We start from the raw sequence: 13,723 nt of genomic DNA, 5'->3' as shown, positions 1-13,723 counted from the left end.
AGGACCCGATGCTCGACCTCGTCCCGCTCACCGACACCATCGGCACCGAGGTCCGGGGGGTCGACGTCACCGGGCCCATCCCCGCCCGGGACCTCGACCGGATCTACCAGGCGTGGATCGACACGACGATCCTGCTCTTCCGCGGTCAGCGGATGACCCAGGAGCAGCACGTCGCGTTCACCCGGCGGTTCGGCGAGGTGGTGAGCTACACCAGGCCCGAGTTCAACGAGGACACCAGTCCCGACATCCTCGTGCTCTCCAACATCGCGCGGGACGGCCGCCTGATCGGCTCGCCGGTCAGCGGCCGCGTGTGGCACAGCGACGGGCACTACCTGCCCGACCCGCCGGCCGGCTCGATGCTCTACGCGATCGAGGTGCCCCCGGAGGGCGGCGACACCAGCTTCACCAACATGATCGCCGCCTACGAGGCACTGTCCGCACGCACCAGGTCCGCGATCGAGGACCTCCGGGTGGTGATCTCGCGGGTGCAGTCGAGGCCCTACAACTATCCCGACCGGCCGCCGGTCACCGAGGCCGAGCGCGCCTCGTGGCCCGACGTCACCCACCCGCTGGTGCGGACGCACGAGGTGTCGGGGCGCAGGGCGCTCTACTGCGGGGGGAACGTGCCCTGGCGCATCGAGGGGCTGCCGCCCGAGCGGAGCGCCCCGCTGATCACCTTCGTGCAGGAGTTCGCGGTCCGTCCGGTGTTCACCTACCGGCACCGGTGGCGCGCCGGCGACATCGTGCTGTGGGACAACCGCAGTGCCATGCACCGGGCCTCCTGGTACGACGGCGAGCGCTACCACCGGCACATGCACCGCACCACGATCGCGGGCGGCGTCCCCGCGGTCGTCGGCGCCGCGCGGGCCACGACGGGCGCCGCATGAGCGCCGGGACCGCCCATGCCGCGGTGCACGACTACGTCGTCGTGGGAGGCGGCGCGGCCGGCTGCATCGTCGCGGCGCGCCTGTCCGAGGACCCCGGCGTCAGCGTGCTCTGCCTCGAGTCCGGTGCCGAACGGCGCAACCCGCTGCTCGCGGTACCGGCCGCGGAGGTGCTCTGGATGGGCTCCCCACGCTACGACTGGTCCTTCGACACTGCCTCCGACCCGACCATCGGCGGCCGCTCCGTGCGGATCCCCCGGGGGCGCCTGCTCGGCGGCTCGAACGCCATCAACGGCATGCTCTACGTCCGGGGCCAGCGCGCCGACTACGACGACTGGGCCGCGGCGGGGAACCCCGGGTGGGGGTGGACGGACGTCCTGCCCCACTTCCGCGCCCTCGAGGACTCGGAGCTCCCCGGCCCGACGCGCGGTGTCGGTGGACCCGTCCCGGTCGGGCTCCCCGGCGGACCGGACGAGCTGTGCGACGCGTTCCTCGCCGCCGCGGGCTCCCTCGGCCACGGGCACAACCCCGACTACAACGCGGGCGACCAGGAGGGCATCGGGTACTACCAGGCGACCTCCCGGGCGGGGCGGCGCTCCGCGGTGGTGCACACCCATCTCGCGGCCGCCCGTCGCCGTCGGAACCTCACGGTCGTCACCGACGCGCACGTCGTCGCGGTGGACTGGTCGGGCACCCGGGCCACGGGGGTCCGCTACCGGCGGGGCGGGCGCCTCCACGGGGCGCGCGCGGCCCGCGAGGTCGTCCTCTGCGCCGGGGCGGTCCAGACGCCCCACCTGCTCGAGCTGTCCGGCGTCGGGGCCCCGGAGGTCCTGCGGGCGGCGGGCATCCCGACGCGCCACCGGCTCGACGGTGTGGGCGCCGACTACCGGGACCACTACGCCGTCCGCCTGCGGTGGCGGGTCCGCCGCCGGGTCACCTTCAACGACCGCACCCGGGGCACCCGGCTGCTGGGCGAGACGGTCCGCTACCTGCGTGACGGGAGCGGGGTGCTCGGCCTGCCCACGGCCCTCGCCTACGCCTTCCTGCGCTCCGACACGGCATCGGACCGCCCGGACCTGCAGTTCCACTTCGCGCCCGCGAGCTACGGGGCCGGACCGAGCCGGCGCTTCGACGACCGCCCCGGCATGACCCTCGGCGTCTACCCGCTGCGGCCCCGCTCGAGCGGTTCGATCCACGCGTCGAGTCCCGACCCGGCGGAGCCGCCCCGGATCGAGCCCGCCTTCCTCTCCGACGAGGACGACCTCCGGCTCCTGGTCGCCGGGGCCCGGCTCGCCCGCCGGATCGTCGGGCGCCCCGCCCTCGACGCCTACCGCGGCGAGGAGCTCACGCCGGGTCCGGCCTCGACCAGCGACGAGGACCTCGCCGACTACGCCCGCGAGTGCGGCGACACGTCCTACCACCCGGTGGGCACCTGCCGCATGGGGCGCGATCCGGGCGCGGTGGTCGACCACCGGCTGCGGGTCCACGGCCTCACCGGCCTGCGGATCGTCGACGCCTCCGTGATGCCCTCGATGGTCTCGGGCAACAGCAACGCCGCGACCCTCATGATCGCCGAGAAGGGCGCGTCCATGATCGTGGAGGACCGGGTCCCCGTCGCTCCCCCCACGGCCGGGGTGGGGGGATGACGATGGTCGGCTCAGGCCACCGGCCGGTCACGCTCCGGCGCTCCGCTCGGGACCGCCGCGGCGGGCACGCGCCTCTTCCCGAGGATGCGCTCGGCGTTGCCGTGGAAGAACAGGTCGAACTCGCGCTCGGTCATCGTCGCCGGGAACGCGCCCTCGGTGGTCAGGCGCTCGACGAAGCTCGCCTGCCGGCCCTGCAACCGGAAGATCGGCCAGTCGGTGGCGAACAGCACCTTGTGGTGCAGCCCCAGCTCGAACAGCCGGGCCAGGCCCGCGACGCCCCCGGTCTCGTAGCCGCTGACGTCGACGTGGATGTTCGGCCGGCTGGTGCACAGCATGGCGCACTCCTCGGTGTAGTTGACGCTGCCGTGGGCGAGGACGAAGTCCACCGTCGGGAAGTCCTTGGCCGCCCGGTCGACGTAGATCGGGCGGGCGGGCTCGGCCTCCAGCGCGGGCGAGGTGGCCCCGATGTGGGAGAGCACCGGCAACCCCCACTCGGCGCAGAGCTCGTAGAAGGGGTAGAGCCCGGGGTCGGAGAGCCGGTACCCGCACGGCGGGTAGAGCTTCATCCCGTCGAAGCCGTACTCGACGACGGCCCGCTCGAACAGCGCGAGCCCCTCCTGCCCCCAGCGCGGGTCGACGCCGGGGAACACGCGGAAGCGTCCGGGGTGCCGGTCGCGGACGGCGCGGTGGTGGGCCAGGAGCTCGGAGATGGTGTGCGTGCCGTCGGGCAGCGCGTAGGTGAAGTCGGGGACGAGCAGGACGGCCTCGGCGATGCCCGCCTCGTCCATCTCGGCCACGAGCCGGTCGCACCACGGGTCGTCCAGCGTGACCTCGTGCATGCGCTCGACCCGGCTGCGGGGCACGGCCAGTCCGCGGGCCCGCAGGGCGGCGAGCGCGTTGTCCACCACCCCGGCACCGAACGAGGGCGGGAAACACATCCCGGACGCCACGTGACAATGGAAATCAATGATGCGACGAGCACCGGAAATGGTCAAGCCAGCCTCGCTCACGAAGTCGTGTCCGCTGTCGACTCCATCGAGCCAGGCGTTCCGGGAGAAGTCGAGCGCGAAGTGTAAAAGTCGAGTTACGAGAACTGCGGAACCACGCGACGGAGGTGTCCGACCCGGTCCGGCAGTTCACGATCACGCTGCACGAGAATGACTCCGACACGTGGAGAGGCCCCATGCACGTCCTCGTCCTGCACCGCGTTCCCGATTCCTTCGCCCGGTACGCCGAGAACATCGACCACGCCCGGCACGACGTCACCTACGTCCACACCGCGGACCGCGCCGTGACCCTGCCCGCCGCCGCGGTCGGGGGCCTGCGCCTCGAGCGGCCCGGGCAGGGCGACACCGCCGACGAGGTGCTGGACGCGATCGCCGGACTGCCCACCCCCGACGTCGTGGTGGCGCTCTCGGAGTACGACCTGCTGGCCGCCGGGCGGCTGCGCGACCGGCTCGGGCTGCCCGGGCCGTCCGAGGCCGAGGTCCTGCCCGTCCGCGACAAGGTCGTCATGAAGCGGGCGGTGGCGGCGGCCGGTCTGCGGGTGCCGCGGTTCCTCCCGCTCGCCGAGGCGCTGCGGCGCGGCCCCGGAGGGTTGGGCTGGCAGGGCGCGACCGTGCTCAAGCCCCTGGCGGGCGCCTCGAGCGAGGGAGTGGAGAGCTTCCCCGATCCTGCGACCGCGCTCGCGGCGGGCACCGACGTCGCCGTCGGGGAGTACGAGGTCGAGGAGTTCGTCGAGGGTCCGATCGTCCACGTGGACGGTCTCGTCGTCGCCGGTGAGCTGGTCGCGGTGGTGGCCAGCGAGTACGTGGGCACCTGCCTCGGGTTCGCGACGGGCCGGCCGCTGGGCTCGGTGCAGACCGAGCTCGACCCGGCACTCGAGGACTGGTCGCGCCGGTGCCTGGACGCTCTCGCGGTGCGCGACGGCCCCTTCCACCTCGAGGGCATCGTCACGCCCGACGGACCGGTGTTCCTGGAGCTCGGCGCGCGCTTCGGCGGCGCCGACGTCGTCGACACCTTCGAGCTCGCGACCGGTGTGCGCCTGCCGCCCGCCCACGTGCAGCTGCTCGTCGACGGACCGATCGACCCCCCGCGGCCCCGCCCGACCGACCCGTCGGCGCGGTACGGCTGGTTCGTCCTCCCCGGGCACACCCTGGGCTCGACGCACTGCCGGGTGCGGGGCCACGAGCGCTTCCGGGACGACCCGCTGATGCTGCGCTGGGTGGAGCGCGACCCCGACGAGCCGATCTCGACGACGGTGACCTACGCCGACCACCTCGTCCCGGCGGCCGGGCTGGTCGGTCCGGGCTCGACCGCCCAGTTGCGCGCCTTCCTCGGCGCCCTGTTCGAGGAGGTCCGCGTCGAGCCCGTCGGGGTGACCGTATGACCGCCGACGGAGCGGACCCGACGGGCGAGGGGCAGGGGGACGCTGCGCGCGGCGGCCTCGTCGCCCGCGTCCGGCGGTGGGTACCTCCCCACGCGACCGGCCGCCGGCTGCTGGTCGCGGCCCTGGTCGACTCGACCGGGACGGGTCTCTACCTCGCCACGTCCGCGCTGTTCCTGACCCGGACCATCGGGCTCTCCCCCGTCGAGGTCGGCATCGGGGTGTCCGCCGGGGGCGTCGGCGGGCTGCTCGGCACGGTCCCCGTGGGTCGGCTCGCCGACCGGGTCGGGGCCCGTCCGGTCCTCGTCGCGCTCTACCTGCTCCGCGGCGTCTGCTTCGCCGCGCTGCCGTTCCTCCACGGTCCGGTCGGCTTCGTCGCGCTGTCGTTCGTCATCGGTGTCGCGGAGTGGAGCGGCGGGCCCCTCGTGCAGAGCCTGGTCGGAGCCACCGACGACGGGGCGGACCGGGTCACGACGATGGCCGCGGTCTTCTCCGTGCGCAACATCGGCTTCACCGTCGGCGCCCTGCTCGCCGGGATCGCCGTGACGGCCGGCGACACCGGCACGTTCACGGTGCTCGTGCTGCTCGACGCCGCGTCCTTCGTCGTCACCGCCGCGCTGCTGACCCGCCTCGACGTGCCGCCCGCGGGCGCCCGCGCGGGGGCCCCTCCGCTCCCGCGCGGCGCCTGGCGGCGGGCCTGGAACCCCCGCCTGCTCGCTCTCACGGGACTCAACGGCGTCCTCTACCTGCACACCATCCTGCTGGGCGTCGTCCTCCCGCTCTGGATCACCACCCGGACCGCCGCTCCCCCGGCAATGATCGCGGTGCTCGTGGTGGTCAACACGGTCATCGCGGTGGTCCTGCAGGTGCCGTTGAGCCGGGGGCTGGACTCGGCGCCCGCCGCGGCGCACCGCCAGCTCCGGGCCGGGTTGAGTCTCGCCGGGTGCTGTCTGCTCGCCGCCGCGGCCGCGTGGACCGGGGCCCTCGCCGCGGCCGTCCTGATCGTCGCCGTCGCGGTCGTCCTGAGCCTCGGGGAGATCTGGCAGGGCGCGGGGGCCTGGCGGTTGTCGTTCGCCCTCGCCCCGCCCGCCGAGCGCAGCTACTACCTCGGGATCTACGAGCTCGGGATCAGCGCGGCCTCCGCGGTCGGACCGGCCCTGCTGACCTGGGCCGTGCTCGACGACGGGGGCGGGACCCTCGGGTGGGTGGTGCTCGCCGCGGTCTTCGCCGTGACCGGACCCGCCGTCGTCGCCGTGACCCGGGGACTGCCGACGCACCTCGAGGACCAGGAGGCCACGACGTGACCGCTGCACCCACCCTGCTCATGCTCGGGGTCGGCCGCATGGGCCGCCCCTACCTGGCCGCGGCGCGCCGCCTCGGGGTGCGGGTGCACGCCGTGGAGCTGGCCGCACGGGTCGACGGGCTCGTCGGCGAGGTCGACGAGGTGCTGCCGTGCCGGGGCCCGGCCGACGAGATGTGGGCCGAGTCGGCGCACGCCGCCGCGGCGGCCCACCGCCCGGACGGGGTCATCGCCTTCAGCGAGCCGCAGGTGATGGCGGCCGCCCTCGTGGCGGACGAGTACGGGTTGCCGGGCCCGTCCCTGCGGGCGGCCACGACCTCGCGGAACAAGGGCCTGCAGCGGGCGAGGTTCGCCGCGGCGGGGATCCCCGGGCCCGAGTACCTCGTCGTGGACCGGCTCTCGCAGGCCGCGGAGTGGGCGGCCACGCGCTGGCCGGTGATGGTCAAGTCGCTGTCCGGGGCGGGCAGCGCGGGCGTCGAGCTCGTGGCCGACCCCGAGGGCTGGACCGGGGCCGTCGCCGCCCGCGAGGGCGAGGGGCGCCTGCTCGTGGAGCGGGTCGTCGCCGGTCCCGAGTACAGCTGGGAGGCCCTCGTGCGCGACGGGGAGGTCCTGCTCGCGAACGTCACCGAGAAGCAGACCACCGGCGCGCCGCGCTTCATCGAGATCGGGCACCGGCTGCCCGCCCGGCTCGACCCGGCGCACGTCCCGGCGGTCGAGGGCCTCGGCGAGGCGGTCGTCGCGGCCCTCGGGATGCGGACCGGGGTGGTGCACCTCGAGTTCCGCCTCGGCGACGCGGGGCCGGTCGTCATCGAGGTGGCCGTACGCACCCCGGGCGACCACATCATGGACCTCCTGGGGCTGGCTCACGGCGTCGACTGGTTCGAGGCCCTCGTCCGGCTCGCGCTCGGGTGGGAGCCGGCCCCGCTGCCGTCGACCCCGCCGCGCCTCGCCGCGGTCCACCTGCCCGTCGCCCCGGCCGGCACCGTCCGGGCCGTCACCGGGTTCGAGGAGATCCGGGCCCACCCGCACGTGGTCCTGGCCGAGGCCGACGTGGTGCCCGGGCAGGCCGTGCCCGTCCTGCGGTCCTCGGCCGACCGGGTCGGTCGCGTCGTGCTCGCCGCCCCGGACGGCGAGACGCTCGACGCGACGTTGGAGACGGTGCGGACGACGGTCGGGGTCGACGTCACGGCCGCCGGATGACCGGGCGTCCGCAACCGGGGGCGACCCGGTCAGACGGCGAGGGCCCGTCCGAGGAGGGTGATCGGCGGACTGCCCAGCTCGAGCAGCGACCGGTGGAAGCGCGGGAGCGAGAAGTCGGCACCCCATCGGCGGCGGGCCCCGTCCGCCGCCTCCCGGATCGCGAGCTTGCCCCAGGCGTACCGACCGTAGGTCGGCTCGACCAGCGCGCGCTCCGCCTCGGAGCGGGCGGCCACCCCGTCGAGCAGCGCCCGGACGCGGAACCGGTCGGTCGCCTCCGCCGGCGACATCTCGCCGGTGTGCAGGCCGATCGCCACCTCCAACCGCGTCACCCGGATCAGCGCCTCGAGCACGACGCCGAGCCGGAAGCGTCGGTCCTGCGCCCGGAAGCCCACCTCGACCAGCATCTCCTCGGCGTAGTGCGCCCAGCCCTCGACGAACGCGGGCGAGTGCAGCAGCCGCCGTTCGGGCGCCTCGACCCGGCGCAGGGCGCGCGCGTGCGCGAGGTGCCCCGGGACGACCTCGTGGGCCGTGATGGCCGGGAGGCTGGTCCGGCAGAAGACCGCGTTCCACGCCTCGACGTCCTCGTCCGGCCACGTCGGGTCGGGCGGGGTGATCCAGTACCAGCTCGGGCCGTCCGGCTCGTCCGGGGCCGCCCACGCCATCATCGCCATGGCGAACCGGCGCGACGCCGGGGGCTCGCCGATCCGCAGCTCGCCGTCGGTGTACGGGACCAGGTCGGTCGCCCGGCAGAACGCGGTGAGTTCCTCGACGAGGGCGCCGACCTCGGACCCGAGCGCCGCGACCCCGTCGGGCCGGTCGGCGTGCAGGTCGGCGACGACCTCGCGCGCGGGGCGACCCGGCGCGAGGTCCGCGCACGCCTCGACGAGCGCCTCGTCGAGCCGCGCGGACTCCTCGGCCGCCCGCCGGGCGAGCAGCTCGAGGTCGGGGACGTCGCCCTCCCCGCAGCTCATGAGGGCCGCGAGGGTCTCGGCGCCCAGCGCCGGATCGGGGTTCCCGGTCCGGGCCAGGTGCTCCAGGTGGCCGGCGAACCGCTCGACGGCGGACCGGGCGGCACCGTCGGCCCCGGTCAGTCCCTCGCCCAGGCCCCGGACCATCGGCAGCACGATCCCGGCGACCGGCGCGGACACCGCGTCGAGGGTCCGCACGGCCGCGTCCACCGCCGCGGGCCACGCCGCCAGGTGCCGCTCCCGGGCCGCCGCGCGCTGCTCCGCCGGCCCGTAGTCGCGGTCGTAGCAGCTCACGTCGAGGTTGGTCACGTGCAGCACCGGGTCCCACCGATGGGCCTCGAGCCGCCCGAAGCGGACGCGGGCCGCCTGCTCGAAGGCCGCGAGATGGGCCTCGACGACGGCGTCGGCGCGGGGCGCCTCCGCGGCACCGATCCGCGCGAGTCCGGCGGCGACGCCCGACGCGTCGAGCGGTTGCACGACCCCGTCGTACTCGTGCCGCCCGGCCTCCTCCCGGACCGGCGCGACCATCATGTCGCACACCGCGCGCAATCGTTCGTCGACTTCTCCGACCGTTGTCGGACCGCTGGTCATCGACACATCATGGCAGCGATTCCGAGGAGGCGGGATCGGTTCGTCCGAGTGTCCGAACCGACGCACGGAACCGTTCGCGGACCCTTGCCTGACGGTCTCGCCCGTGGCAATGTCCGACGTGGCCGCGGTCCGTGGGTCATCGTCGACCGACCGGACCCGAGGGACGTCTTTTCCCGTTCTGCGCGGCACCCGACCGCAATTCTTCCGCCATTCTCTCCGGGCGCCCGGCGCGCCACCCGAGAATGGCGATCCCGTTCTGCGCGTGCACTCTCGAGGGAGGAGGGCCGATGACGCTGGACACCCTGCACGAGCGTCTGCTGGAGCACCCGCAGGCGAGGCTGCGCGTGGTGGGTCGCGACGGGTCGACGACGACGCGCTCCTTCGCCGAGGTGCACGCGGACGTCGCGCTGCTCCGCGACGAGCTCCGGGCCGGCGGCGTCGGCGCGGGCGATCCCGTGGGCCTGCTCGGACCGAACTCCTACGACTGGGTGCTCGCGGACCTCGCGCTGCTCGCCCTCGGCGCCGTCCCGGTGGCCCTGCCGCTCGAGTCGGGGTTCACGCCGGAGGAGCTGGCGGGGGCCGTCGAGCGCTACGGGCTGGTCGGGGCGCTGGTCTCCCGGGCCCTCGCACCCGGTGCGCCGCTCCCGGCGGCGCTCGCCCGGCTGGAGGACCGCCCGCTCGCCCTCACCCCGATCCCCCGCCCACCGTCGGGCCTGGCGTCCGAGGTCGCCACGGTGGCGTTCTCCTCGGGCACGTCCGGCACGAGCAAGGGCCTGCCGCTCACCCACGACGGGATCCTCAACACCGTCGAGGTGTCCGCCGCGCTGTGGCGGGTGCGGACCGACGACGACATCCTCGTCGTCCTGCCCTTCTCCAACTTCCAGCAGCGCTACCTGGTCTACCTGGCGATCCACGCGGGCTGCTCGGCCACCGTGGTGGCCCCGGAGCGCATGTTCCTCCTCATGCGGACGCTCGCCCCGACGATCATCCTCGGCCCGCCGTCGTTCTTCGAGTTCGCCGTCAACCGCCTGCACGCCGACCAGGAGCGGGACCGACGGCCCTACCGGCTCGCCGCGGTCCTGTTCCGGGTCGCGCCGCACGGGCTCACACGGCGGTGGCGGGCCCGCCTCGGTCGGCGGTGGACCGCGGTCTACGGTCCCCGCGTCCGGCTGATGTTCACCGGCTCGGCCCCCGTGGCGCCGGACATGGTCGCGACCTTCCAGGTCCTCGGTGCCCCGCTGCACGAGATCTACGGCTCCACGGAGAGCGGGTGGATCGCGTGCAACGTCCCCGGCGCGGCGCGGGTGGGAGCCGCCGGCCGCCCGGTCCCCGGTGTGGAGGTGGAGACCGGGGAGGACGGGGAGATCCTCCTGCGGGTCGCCCGCCCCCAGGCCCACGGCTACGTCTTCGAGGGGGTGGAGACCGCGGACGCCGTGTTCCGACCCGACGGCCGACTCGCCACCGGCGACCTCGGACGCCTCGACCGCGACGGGTTCCTCCGGCTCACCGGCCGGAAGAAGAACGTGATCATCACCCGCAGCGGCGTCAAGATCAACCCCGAGCCGCTCGAGGCCGCCGTCGAGGCGGACGGGCCGGTGACGCGGGCCGTGGTCATGGCCCGCCCGGGCGACGGGCGCCTGGTGTGCGTCGTCTGGCTGGACGACGCCGCGGGCGACACGGAGGAACGCGCCGCCGCGGTCCGGGCCCGGGTGCAGGCCCGGAACGCCGAACGGCCGGCCTCCCACCGCATCGCCGAGGTGCTCGTCCGTCCCGCCGACGAACTCAGCGCCGCGTCCGGGCTGCTCACCCGCAACCTGAAGGTCGACCGCGCGGCGGTCGGGCGCGCGGTGTTCGCCCCCGCCACGTCCGGGAGCGGTGCCTGATGGCCGCGCCCGTGGACGAGAGCACGGTCTGCTCGATCATCGCGAGCGTCCTGCCCCGGGCCTCCGTGCAGGGCGGGGTGGAACCGTCGATGAGCCTGCAGGGCGATCTCGGCCTCGACTCGGTGGGCCTGATGAGCCTGATCTTCGTGCTCGAGGAGCAGACCGGCGTGGACACCATGAGCTGTCTGGAGCGCCTCATCGAGGCCGAGTACGTCCGCGATGTCGTCGACATCGTGTGCCACGGATGACCGGAGAGGACCGCACGCCATGACCCAGACCTACAGTCCCGCGCTCACCGAGGCGGAGGTGCGGTCGTTCAAGGAGAACGGCTTCGTCGGCCCGTTCGACCTGTACTCCCCGGAGGAGGCGCAGCAGGTCTGGGGCAAGGCCATGATCGAGATGGCGCTCTCGAAGAACAAGCCCCACAACTCCAACATCATCAACTACGACCGCCACCTGGACTGCGACACGCTGTCCCGGCACATCGCCCATCCCGAGATCGTCGGGCGGGTCCGCAGCCTCATGGGTCCGGACGTGCTCTGCTGGAAGTCCAACATCTTCCAGAAGAAGCCCGGGGACGCGGGGACCGGCTGGCACCAGGTGGAGAAGTACATCGTCGGGGAGACCACGACGGCGGCCACGCCGTCGCTGGCCTTCACCGAGGACCGCGACGACCCCGAGATCGTCATGGACGTCAGCGTCTGGACGGCGTTCTCCGCGGCGGGCAAGGAGCAGGGATGCCTGCGCTTCCTGCCCGGCAGCCAGCGGCAGTGGTTCTACGACGAGGAGCGCCGGCTGACCAAGCGGCCCGAGCTCAAGACCGACTTCTTCGGCTACGACTACTCGGAGCTGCAGGTCGACCCCGCCTGGAGCCCCGAGCAGGAGCGGGTGGTCGACATGGAGATGGCCCCCGGACAGTTCGTGCTCTTCGTCGAGAAGTGCGTGCACGGGTCGTTGCCCAACACCAGCCAGGAGACCCGGCTCGGCTACGCCTCGCGCTACGTCTCCCCCACGGTCAAGGTCTACGAGCACGTCGACCGCCTCGTGGAGTTCGGCGACGAGATCAACCTGGACTACCACAGCTGCGTGCTCGTGGCCGGTGCGGACCGGTACGGCTACAACCGCCTCGCCGAGCGCAACCTCAACGGCTTCGAGTTCCCGAAGGTGTCCGATGCGGGCTGAGGCGGCGGAGGCCGGGACGGACGACCGGCACCTGCGCGCCTTCGCGGACTTCGTGGCGGGACAACCCGGGCACGACCTCACCTACGAGGACCTCACGGGGAGCGCCACCCGCGCCGAGCTGGGCATCGGCTCGCTGGACATGCTCATCCTGATCGCGGGCTACATCGAGTCGCGGGGCGCGGACGGCCTCTCGCTCCAGCCGGAGTGGGTCCCCCTGCTCGACGACGTCGCCGGGCTGCGGACGGTCCTCGCCGAGATCGACGCGGCGACCGGGAGCCGCTCGGCGTGAGCATCGGGATCTCCGGGTTCGCCTGCGCGGTGGGCGAGGACGTCGAGAAGCCGGAGTCCGTGCCGGGCTTCGCGGAACGCTGGTCGGAGCTGATGCCCTCGACCGACTTCGCCGCGATGGGGGCCGGCACGTTCCGGCGGTTCCGGCGTCCGGTGCTCGCGTACGTCCTCGACTGCATCGCGGACGTGCTCGAGCGGACCGGGACCGAGCCGGCCGAGGTGGACCGGCTGGTGCTCGCCACGTCCGACCCCTGTCTCGCGCGCCTCGACCCCGACCTCGCCGCCGCCGTCCTCCTCGGGGCGGGACTGCGCTCCTGCGTACCCGCCCTGGTGTCCCACCTGCAGTGCTGCAGTTCGCTCGACGCCCTGGCGCGGGCGGTGGGCATGTTCGACGACCCGGACGTCGGGACCGTCGTGCTCGTCGCGCTCGACTTCACCCCCGACGACCTCGCGCGGGTGCGGAGCTTCGCGGTGTTCGGGGACGCCGCGGCCGGATGCCTGCTGCACCGCGGGGCACCGGGGACGGTGGAACTGGTGGCCCAGGCCACCGCGGTCGACCCGGAGGGACTGCGCGGACAGGACTCCTTCCGCTCCCGGCAGCAGGCGGCCCGCGCGGCCCTCGCGCGGGCGCTGCGGCCGGCGGGGGTGGAGCCCGGGGAGGTCGCGGTCGTCCTGCCGAGCAACCTGTTCGCGCCCCTCGTCGGGGTCAACGCCCTGGCGGTGGGCCTGCCGCGCGACCGCCTGCACTTCCGGACGATCATGGAGCGCGACGGCCACTGCGGGAACGCCGACTGGCTGCTCAACCTGATCGACCGGGAGTCCGGGGAGGGCTGGGAGCCCGGCTCGGTGCTGCTCGCCCAGTCGTCGGCCCCGGGTTTCTCCGCCTACGCGACCCTGCGCGCAGGCACGCGAACCCCCCGAGACGGAGGTACACCATGAAGATCATCGTCGACGATCTCCGCGGTCCGGAGATCGCCCGGTTCCTGCAGGCCCACCTGGACCACATGCGGGAGATCACCCCCGAGGGCAGCGTCTACGCGCTCGACCTCGACGCGTTGCGCGCACCCGAGGTGACCTTCTGGACGGTGCTCGACGGCGACGAGGTGATCGGCTGCGGCGCCCTCAAGCGCCTGGACGGGACCGAGGGCGAGATCAAGTCGATGCGCAGCCACCCCGACCGGCGGCGCACGGGCATCGGGGCCCTGGTGCTCGAGCACATCCTCGCCGAGGCGAAGAACATGGGCCTGTCCCGGCTCAGTCTCGAGACGGGCGCGACCGACTTCTTCCTCGCCCCTCGGTCCCTGTACGCGAAGTACGGCTTCGAGCCGTGCGGTCCGTTCGGCGACTACGACCACGACCCGCACAGCGCCTACATGACCAAGGCGCTCTGATCGT

General features: G+C 74.0%; 13 protein-coding genes. 11 read left to right on the top strand and 2 right to left on the bottom strand.

Annotated elements, in window-relative coordinates; all coding sequences use genetic code 11:
* Positions 1-8: 8 nt before the first annotated feature.
* Both QSK00_RS07550 and QSK00_RS07545 read left to right on the top strand, forming a co-directional pair.
* Positions 9-887: a TauD/TfdA dioxygenase family protein gene (locus QSK00_RS07550; protein WP_285589156.1), complete on the top strand. Its 879-nt coding sequence runs from the start codon at positions 9-11 to the stop codon at positions 885-887.
* Positions 884-2,530: a GMC family oxidoreductase gene (locus QSK00_RS07545; RefSeq protein WP_285589154.1), complete on the top strand. Its 1,647-nt coding sequence runs from the start codon at positions 884-886 to the stop codon at positions 2,528-2,530. The genes QSK00_RS07550 and QSK00_RS07545 overlap by 4 nt, the downstream gene beginning before the upstream one ends.
* 11 nt (positions 2,531-2,541) lie before the next feature.
* Here the strand turns inward: QSK00_RS07545 and QSK00_RS07540 are convergent, their stop codons facing one another.
* Positions 2,542-3,480: an amidohydrolase family protein gene (locus QSK00_RS07540; RefSeq protein WP_285589152.1), complete on the bottom strand. Its 939-nt coding sequence runs from the start codon at positions 3,478-3,480 to the stop codon at positions 2,542-2,544.
* 233 nt (positions 3,481-3,713) lie between these two features.
* On the opposite strand from QSK00_RS07540, the gene QSK00_RS07535 reads away from it, so the two are divergent.
* Genes QSK00_RS07535 through QSK00_RS07525 form a run of 3 tightly spaced genes read left to right on the top strand, consistent with a single transcriptional unit; the run spans position 3,714 to position 7,416 of the window.
* Positions 3,714-4,919, top strand: coding sequence for an ATP-grasp domain-containing protein (locus tag QSK00_RS07535; RefSeq protein ID WP_285589150.1), 1,206 nt, complete (start codon positions 3,714-3,716; stop codon positions 4,917-4,919).
* Positions 4,916-6,220 (top strand): MFS transporter, encoded by a 1,305-nt coding sequence (locus QSK00_RS07530; RefSeq protein ID WP_285589149.1) that lies wholly within the window; start codon positions 4,916-4,918, stop codon positions 6,218-6,220. Before QSK00_RS07535 ends, QSK00_RS07530 begins: the two co-directional genes overlap by 4 nt.
* Entirely contained in the window at positions 6,217-7,416 is a 1,200-nt protein-coding gene (locus QSK00_RS07525) for an ATP-grasp domain-containing protein (protein WP_285589147.1), read from the top strand. Before QSK00_RS07530 ends, QSK00_RS07525 begins: the two co-directional genes overlap by 4 nt.
* Before the next feature lie 29 nt (positions 7,417-7,445).
* Here QSK00_RS07525 and QSK00_RS07520 read toward each other — a convergent pair whose 3' ends face one another.
* On the bottom strand, positions 7,446-8,915 hold the full coding sequence (locus QSK00_RS07520) for a DUF885 family protein (RefSeq protein WP_285589144.1): 1,470 nt from the start codon (positions 8,913-8,915) through the stop codon (positions 7,446-7,448).
* Positions 8,916-9,262: 347 nt separating this feature from the next.
* Here QSK00_RS07520 and QSK00_RS07515 point away from each other — a divergent pair, with 347 nt between their 5' ends.
* The 6 genes from QSK00_RS07515 to QSK00_RS07490 are packed head-to-tail and all read left to right on the top strand — an operon-like array spanning position 9,263 to position 13,719.
* Positions 9,263-10,858: an AMP-binding protein gene (locus QSK00_RS07515; RefSeq protein WP_285589141.1), complete on the top strand. Its 1,596-nt coding sequence runs from the start codon at positions 9,263-9,265 to the stop codon at positions 10,856-10,858.
* Positions 10,858-11,106 carry an acyl carrier protein gene (locus QSK00_RS07510; protein ID WP_285589137.1) on the top strand — a complete coding sequence of 83 codons (249 nt, stop codon included), beginning with the start codon at positions 10,858-10,860 and terminating at the stop codon, positions 11,104-11,106. Before QSK00_RS07515 ends, QSK00_RS07510 begins: the two co-directional genes overlap by 1 nt.
* A gap of 19 nt (positions 11,107-11,125) precedes the next feature.
* Positions 11,126-12,040: a chlorinating enzyme gene (locus QSK00_RS07505; protein WP_285589136.1), complete on the top strand. Its 915-nt coding sequence runs from the start codon at positions 11,126-11,128 to the stop codon at positions 12,038-12,040.
* Positions 12,030-12,329, top strand: a complete 300-nt coding sequence (locus tag QSK00_RS07500; RefSeq protein WP_285589135.1) for a hypothetical protein — start codon at positions 12,030-12,032, stop codon at positions 12,327-12,329. The genes QSK00_RS07505 and QSK00_RS07500 overlap by 11 nt, the downstream gene beginning before the upstream one ends.
* The gene (locus tag QSK00_RS07495; protein WP_285589134.1) at positions 12,326-13,267 is read left to right on the top strand and encodes a hypothetical protein; all 942 of its coding nucleotides are present in this window, start codon (positions 12,326-12,328) and stop codon (positions 13,265-13,267) included. Before QSK00_RS07500 ends, QSK00_RS07495 begins: the two co-directional genes overlap by 4 nt.
* A complete protein-coding gene (locus tag QSK00_RS07490) occupies positions 13,264-13,719 on the top strand; it encodes a GNAT family N-acetyltransferase (protein ID WP_285589132.1) in 456 nt (151 codons plus the stop codon). The genes QSK00_RS07495 and QSK00_RS07490 overlap by 4 nt, the downstream gene beginning before the upstream one ends.
* Positions 13,720-13,723: the final 4 nt, after the last annotated feature.

Origin of the sequence: Actinomycetospora sp. NBRC 106378, from assembly GCF_030269685.1 — a bacterium.
Taxonomy (GTDB): domain Bacteria; phylum Actinomycetota; class Actinomycetes; order Mycobacteriales; family Pseudonocardiaceae; genus Actinomycetospora.
This window is presented reverse-complemented; position numbering and strand designations above follow the sequence as displayed.

Bases quoted from the DNA above. Each gene is read 5' to 3' on its own strand.
- QSK00_RS07550 (WP_285589156.1), top strand. From the start codon at position 9: ATGCTCGACCTCGTCCCGCTCACCGACACCATCGGCACCGAGGTCCGG.
- QSK00_RS07545 (WP_285589154.1), top strand. From the start codon at position 884: ATGAGCGCCGGGACCGCCCATGCCGCGGTGCACGACTACGTCGTCGTG.
- QSK00_RS07535 (WP_285589150.1), top strand. From the start codon at position 3,714: ATGCACGTCCTCGTCCTGCACCGCGTTCCCGATTCCTTCGCCCGGTAC.
- QSK00_RS07530 (WP_285589149.1), top strand. From the start codon at position 4,916: ATGACCGCCGACGGAGCGGACCCGACGGGCGAGGGGCAGGGGGACGCT.
- QSK00_RS07520 (WP_285589144.1), bottom strand. From the start codon at position 8,915: ATGATGGTCGCGCCGGTCCGGGAGGAGGCCGGGCGGCACGAGTACGAC.
- QSK00_RS07515 (WP_285589141.1), top strand. From the start codon at position 9,263: ATGACGCTGGACACCCTGCACGAGCGTCTGCTGGAGCACCCGCAGGCG.
- QSK00_RS07510 (WP_285589137.1), top strand. From the start codon at position 10,858: ATGGCCGCGCCCGTGGACGAGAGCACGGTCTGCTCGATCATCGCGAGC.
- QSK00_RS07505 (WP_285589136.1), top strand. From the start codon at position 11,126: ATGACCCAGACCTACAGTCCCGCGCTCACCGAGGCGGAGGTGCGGTCG.
- QSK00_RS07500 (WP_285589135.1), top strand. From the start codon at position 12,030: ATGCGGGCTGAGGCGGCGGAGGCCGGGACGGACGACCGGCACCTGCGC.
- QSK00_RS07490 (WP_285589132.1), top strand. From the start codon at position 13,264: ATGAAGATCATCGTCGACGATCTCCGCGGTCCGGAGATCGCCCGGTTC.